The organism is Streptomyces sp. NH27 (genome assembly GCF_056859195.1).
Window position 1 is genome coordinate 1 of the sequence record NZ_JACEGK010000487.1, and the last position, 6128, is coordinate 6128.

Here is a 6128-nt window from a genome sequence, read left to right on the forward strand (position 1 = left end):
CGGTACCGCTCGGCCATGGACGCGCTGAGCACCCCCACCCCGAGCCCGCGCGCGGCGAGATCCGCGATCGCGTCGGCCGCGCTCGCCTGGAAGGCGATCACCGGGCGGAGCCCGCCCGCGGCGCACGCCCGGTCGAAGACGGTCCGCAGCCCGGTCCCGGGCGGCATGCAGATGATCGGGTACGCGGCGACGTCGCGCAGGGCGAGGCGGCGCCGGCCGGCCAGCGGATGGTCGGCGGGGACGGTGGCGACCAGGCGCTCGCTGATGAGGGTGAGCGCCTCCAGCCCCTCCGGCGCGGCACTCGCCGTGCCGACCAGCGCGAGGTCGAGCGCGCCGGACCGCACCTGCTCGACCAGCCGCTCGGAGTTCTCCTCCAGCAGCGCGATCTCGACACCGGGGTGCACGCGATGGAAGTCGGCGAGCGCGTCGAACAGCGGGGTGAGGGTGCAGCCGATGACCATCCCCACGGCGAGCCGCCCCCGGATCACCTCGGTGACCTCGCCGACGGCCTGCGTCACGGCGCCGACCGCCGCGAGGGCGGCCCGCGCGTGTTCGAGGGCGGCCTTGCCGGCGACCGTGAGCGTCACGGCGCGCGCGGAACGGTCGAACAACTCCGCGCCCAACTCCTGCTCCAGGCGACGGACCTGCGCGCTCACCCCGGACTGGCTGATATGGACGCGCTCGGCGGCCCGCGTGAAGTTCCGCTCCTCCGCGACCGCGACGAAGTACTCGAGCTGTCTCAGGTCCATAACTGATAATTCTAGCTCGCATCAGAACCATCTGTTGGACTTCTTGCCGTGGCCGGACCACGCTGGGAGGTGAGCAAGGAAAAGAAGCGACGCAAGCAGCGGTACGTGAGGAGAAGCGCCATGCCGGAGTACGCCAAGGCCATGCGGCCCGAGGACATCACCCGCCTGTTCGTGGAGCGGTCCAACGCCGGTGACGCGGCCGGGGTCGCCGCGCTCTACGCCGAGGACGCGGTGCTGGCGTATCCGCCCGGCGGGCAGACCGTCGGGCGCGACGCCATCCGGGCACTGTGGGCGAAGGTGCTCGCGAACCGGCCGCACTTCGAGCCGGAGGAGCCGATGCCGACACTCGTCCACGGGGACGTCGCACTCACCTCCACGGCTCCCCGTGACGGTGCCGGCGCCCGCGCCCAGGTCGTCCGGCGCCAGCCCGACGGCAGCTGGCTGCGTATCCTCGACCAGCCCGAGTTCGTCACGCCCGAGGGGTGAGCTGACCGCCCGGTCAGCGCGGGCCGGCGGGCCAGGCGATGTCGTCCACGGCCAGCCACGACTCGCGGGTCACGGCCGACGGGGTGACCCCTGTGAAGGCCATGACGTCACGGTGCAGGTGGGGGTTCGTTCCGCAGTGGTACGCGCCTGGGCCTTCGCCGGGTGTCGGCGACCCCGGTCATGGTGTCCGGTCCGGCCGATAGGCTGCGCGGGTGAACTCCGGACAAGCCACCTTCAGCAGTGCGGTCGCCGACTTCGAAGCAGCCGTGCGGGCCCGCGACTCCCAGGCGTCGGGAGACGCGTTCGGGCTGCTCCAGCAGACCTTCCATGATGCCGACGACGCCGAACTGGCCACGGTCGCACCGCGGTTGGCGACGCTGCTGCCCGAAGTGCCGCCCGGGCCGCGCTCGGTGGTCGCGGTCGTGATCGGTGCGGCCGTGGAGCGCGGCGCCGACCCGGTCGTCTGCGCGCCGACCGTGTTGGCCGGGGTCGGCGAAGCCCTCGCCGGCGCTGAGGAGTTCACCGCCCGGTGGGCGGCCACCGGCGGCGGCGACCTGCCCGACCCGGAGAAGTCCGACCCCGAGGACGCCGTCTTCGACCGGGTCGGCCAGCCCGCCACCGAGGCGTGGTGGACGCTGCCCCAGTGGGAGATGGCCGCGGTCGCGGTCCTCAACCACAAGCCGGTCCGGCTCGCCCTGCCCGACCGCGCCGCCCTGATCGACGCCGCCGAGCGGGTCGGCGACGCCACCGGCGGCGGCCTGAAGTACCTGCGCTACATGCTCGCCGTCCTCGACGACGAACCGCTGGTGGTGCTGCACCGCGATACCGGCACCGGCTACCGGGTGCGGATCAGCGGCCTCGGCGACAACTTCCAGCTGCACACCCTGCTGGCGGGCGAGCTCGTCGGCGGCGGCCACGTCCCCGGCGCCGCGCCCAGCGAGCTGGCCGTGGCCGTCTGCCGTTCCGCGACCGGCGACACCGACACCATCGGCTCGTTCAATCTGGCGGCCCCCGACGGCACCTGGATCTGGAACGAGGGCATCCCCGCCGACATCCCCCTCGTCGACGGCGTCCGCCTGCTCGTCCTCGACACCCCGCCCTACGAACGCGCCTGGCCCGCCGGCCGGCTCTTCTCCAACATGCCGGGCGACCTCGTCCTCGAAGCCACCCTCCCCGCGTCCGAAACGGCCGGCTGGCTCGCGAAGATCTCCCCTGCCAAGGACGCGTGACCGCACCTTCCGGGGCACTTTGGGCCTGTCGGGCGATTCGGCCGCCGGGACGTCGTTGCGGGCGCCACGAGGCCGCCATACTGGGGGCCAGGGATGTCCGGTACGGCCTTCCGCCCGGCGACGGTGTGGGGGGTCGCCGCCGCACGGGTGTCGCGGGGCGGAACGGCAAAAGGGGACTGGGACAGGAGTGAGGCCGGTGCAGCGCATCAACTTCGACGATCCGGACGTCGGCAAGGACGAGGATCTGCGCGTCGTGTATCGGAACGAGCTGTTCACCGGAGAGGTGGAGGAGTTCGCCGGCGAGGCCCGGGTCGCGCTGAGCACCTACCGGGACGGGGTGCCCGACGGTCCGACCGTCGAGTGGTACTCGGACGGCACGCTCCGCTCGAAGGGTTCGCTGCGGATGGGCCAGGTCGTGGGGGAGTTCAAGGACTGGCACCCCAACGGCGTGCTCGCCGTCAGCCGGGTCTTCGACGAGCGCACCACCCTCCTGGAGCACTACGAGTGGGATCGCGAGGGTCTGCCCACCATGACATGGCGTTTCGCCGATCAGGAGGCGGAGCACTCCGCCTGGTAGCCAAGCGCGGCGCCGGACGATCGCCCCTTTGCACGCACGCACGCACGCACGCCCGCACGCCCGCACGAGCGGTGCCGGTCGGGGCGACCGGCACCGCTCGTACCTTCGGGAACGGCCGCGCGGGCGGCCGTCGGGGGCGCAGTTCCACGCGCCGGTGGCGTCGGCGGCGCACGACGCTTGGTGGGAGTCCGGCTTGCGTTCGTTCCTCAGCGCTTCAGTAGTGCTCCGATGAATACGCCGTCCTCTGGACGTAGTTGACGAGCGCCGCCGCGCTTTTCCCGCGACGGTGCTTATGAACATCGGATGACTGTCGTTCTAGTCCATCGATGTCGTCGCCGTAAAGACCTCGGTGCGCGCCGGATCGCACCATCTGGCGGCGCTGTGACCGGGCGTGGCCGGGCGTGGCGGCACTTCGGTCCGGGCCCTTGACTTCACCCGGGTGCGGCAGTGTCATGTTCACGCGCTTGGTTCTGCTGACTTCTGATCAACTCTCCCCACTATTCCAAACGTTTCCCCACATGACGGTCACCGAAGTACTCGGCTCTGCACCCTTTCGCCCGCATCCGAAAGGAACCCCCCATGCGCAGATTCGCCCCGTTCGGCTCCTCGCTCCGGACGGTGGTCGCAGCCGTCGTCCTCGCGGTGCTCGCCGCCCTCGGCCTCGGCTCGGTCGCCGCGCCGGCCGGCGCCGCGACCGCCGCCACCATCTCCGTCGACGGCACCAGCGGCGGCCGCACCTTCGACGGCATCGGGGCGATCAGCGGCGGTGGCGGCAACAGCCGGCTGCTGACCGACTACCCGGCCGCCCAGCAACAGCAGATCCTCGACTACCTCTTCAAACCCGGCTACGGCGCCGATCTCCAGATCTTCAAGGTCGAGATCGGCGGTGACACCAACTCCACCGACGGCTCCGAGTCCAGCCACGAGCACACCAGCGGCGCCGTCGACTGCAACACCGGCTACGAGTGGTGGCTGATGGAGCAGGCCAAGGCCCGCAACCCCGCCATCAAGCTCTACGGTCTGGCCTGGGGCGCCCCCGGCTACCTCGGCGGCGGCAACTTCTGGTCCACCGACACCGTCAACTACCTGGTGAACTGGCTCGGTTGCGCCAAGTCCCACGGCCTGACCATCGACTACCTCGGCGGCTGGAACGAACGCGGCTACAACATCGGCTGGTACGAGCAGTTGCGCGCCGCCCTCGACAGCAACGGCTACTCCGGCACCCAGATCGTCGGCGCCGACAGCGACTGGTCCGTGGCGAACGACGTCGCGTCCAACTCCGCCTTCGCCAACAGCATCTCCGTCATCGGCGCGCACTACCCCTGCGCGGGAGGCGACGGCGGCAGCGCCGACACCTGCCCCAGCACCAGCACCGCCGTCGGCACCGGCAAGCCGCTGTGGGCCAGTGAGAACGGCTCCCAGGACCGCGACTCCGGCGCGCCCGCGCTGATCCGCTCCTTCACCCGCGGCTACATCGACGGCAAGCTCACCGCCTACATCAACTGGCCGGTCGCCGCCGCCGTCTACCCGAACCTGCCCTACGACACCGACGGCCTGGTGCTCGCCAACCAGCCCTACTCCGGCGCCTACAGCGTCGGCAAGAACCTGTGGGCCACCGCCCAGATCACCCAGTTCACCTCGCCCGGCTGGAAGTTCGTGGACGCCGGCTCCGGCTACCTCGGCGGCAGCGAGTCGAACGGCAGCTACGTCACCTTGAAGTCCGCGACCGGCAGCGACTACTCCACCGTCATCGAGGCCACCACCGCCACCTCGGCGCAGACCGTCGACGTGCAGGTCTCCGGCGGCCTTTCCACCGGGCCGGTGCACGTCTGGGCGACCGACGTGAACAGCGCCACCTCCGGCGACAACCTCGTCCAGCAGTCCACCCTCACCCCGTCCGGCGGCGCCTACTCGCTCACCGTCCAGCCCGGCTACGTCTACACCCTGACCACGACCACCGGGCAGGGCAAGGGCACCGCCCAGGGGCCGGCCGCCAAGCCCCAACCGCTGCCGTATTCCGACAACTTCGACACCGACCAGGCCGGCCGGCAGCCCGCCTACCTCGCCCAGCAGCAGGGCGCCTTCGAGGTCACCGGGTGCGCCGGCGGCCGCTCCGGGAACTGCGTCACCCAGCAGGCCGCGACCAAGCCGATCGAGTGGGACGGCGACTCCGCCCCGTACACCTTCGGCGGCGGGCCCGGCTGGGCCAACTACACGGTGGCCGCGGACACGTTGATCCGGCAGGCCGGCTCGGTGCAACTCCTCGCCAGGGTCGGCAACCAGGGCGGCTTCACCCCGTCGGCCATCGACGCCTACTACCTCCAGGTCTCCGACACCGGCGCCTGGTCGATCCTCCGCAACAGCTCCAGCGGCATCGAGATCCCCCTGGCCGTCGGCACCACCACCGCGCTGGGCACCGGCACCTGGCACCACCTCGCACTGACCGTCAACGGCAGCACACTCACCGCCGCGATCGACGGGAACACGGTGGGATCGGCCACCGACTCCTCGTACGCCACCGGCATGGTGGGCCTGGGCACCAGCGGCTACCAGACCGACCAGTTCGACAACCTCACCGTCACCCCGGTCGGCAGCACCGGCACCGTCACCGGTCACATCGTCTCCGGCGCCGGGATCAACAAGTGCCTGGACGACAACACCGGTTCGAGCGACAACGGCACCGCGGTCCAGATCTACGACTGCAACACCACTGGTGCCCAGAACTGGACCGTCCCCGCGCCCGGCGGCGCCGGCGCGGGCACCGTGCAGATCAACGGCAAGTGCCTGGACGCCACCGACAACGGCACCGCCGACGGAACCCTCGTCGAGCTGTGGGACTGCAACGGCGGCGCCAACCAGCAATGGCTCCCGCAGATCGGCACCCTCTACAACCCCGTGTCCGGCAGGTGCCTGGACATCCCCAAGGGCGACACCACCAACGGCAACCAGCTCGAACTGTGGGACTGCAACGGCGGATCCAACCAGCAGTGGACGCTGCCGTCCTGACAGATCGGCTGCCTGACAGATCAGCAGCCTGAGCGACCGGCAGCCTGACCGATCGGCTGTACGCAGGCGGGCCGTGGGGCC

General features: G+C 71.1%; 5 protein-coding genes and 1 pseudogene. 4 read left to right on the forward strand and 2 right to left on the reverse strand.

Annotated elements, in window-relative coordinates; translation table 11 throughout:
* Nucleotides 1–749: LysR family transcriptional regulator (locus tag AC13HU_RS29960; protein WP_483045113.1), on the reverse strand; the 749-nt coding region annotated here is incomplete at its 3' end.
* 120 nt (nt 750–869) lie between these two features.
* Here AC13HU_RS29960 and AC13HU_RS29965 point away from each other — a divergent pair.
* The gene (locus tag AC13HU_RS29965; protein ID WP_483045114.1) at nt 870–1235 is read left to right on the forward strand and encodes a YybH family protein; all 366 of its coding nucleotides are present in this window, start codon (nt 870–872) and stop codon (nt 1233–1235) included.
* A gap of 13 nt (nt 1236–1248) precedes the next feature.
* Here the strand turns inward: AC13HU_RS29965 and AC13HU_RS29970 are convergent.
* Nucleotides 1249–1356 (reverse strand): annotated as a pseudogene (locus AC13HU_RS29970) (AraC family transcriptional regulator); the annotation flags it as partial.
* A 91-nt stretch (nt 1357–1447) separates the two neighbouring features.
* Between AC13HU_RS29970 and AC13HU_RS29975 the strand changes: the two are divergent.
* The 3 genes from AC13HU_RS29975 to AC13HU_RS29985 all read left to right on the forward strand — a co-directional run bounded on the left by AC13HU_RS29975 (nt 1448) and on the right by AC13HU_RS29985 (nt 6047).
* Nucleotides 1448–2464: a hypothetical protein gene (locus tag AC13HU_RS29975; RefSeq protein WP_483045115.1), complete on the forward strand. Its 1017-nt coding sequence runs from the start codon at nt 1448–1450 to the stop codon at nt 2462–2464.
* A gap of 196 nt (nt 2465–2660) precedes the next feature.
* Nucleotides 2661–3041 carry a toxin-antitoxin system YwqK family antitoxin gene (locus AC13HU_RS29980; RefSeq protein ID WP_483045116.1) on the forward strand — a complete coding sequence of 127 codons (381 nt, stop codon included), beginning with the start codon at nt 2661–2663 and terminating at the stop codon, nt 3039–3041.
* Between the two features lie 579 nt (nt 3042–3620).
* Nucleotides 3621–6047: a ricin-type beta-trefoil lectin domain protein gene (locus AC13HU_RS29985; protein ID WP_483045117.1), complete on the forward strand. Its 2427-nt coding sequence runs from the start codon at nt 3621–3623 to the stop codon at nt 6045–6047.
* Nucleotides 6048–6128: the final 81 nt, after the last annotated feature.

Excerpts from the sequence above, each read along its gene's own strand:
- AC13HU_RS29985 (WP_483045117.1), top strand. The coding sequence starts at position 3,621 with ATGCGCAGATTCGCCCCGTTCGGCTCCTCGCTCCGGACGGTGGTCGCA.
- AC13HU_RS29965 (WP_483045114.1), top strand. The coding sequence starts at position 870 with ATGCCGGAGTACGCCAAGGCCATGCGGCCCGAGGACATCACCCGCCTG.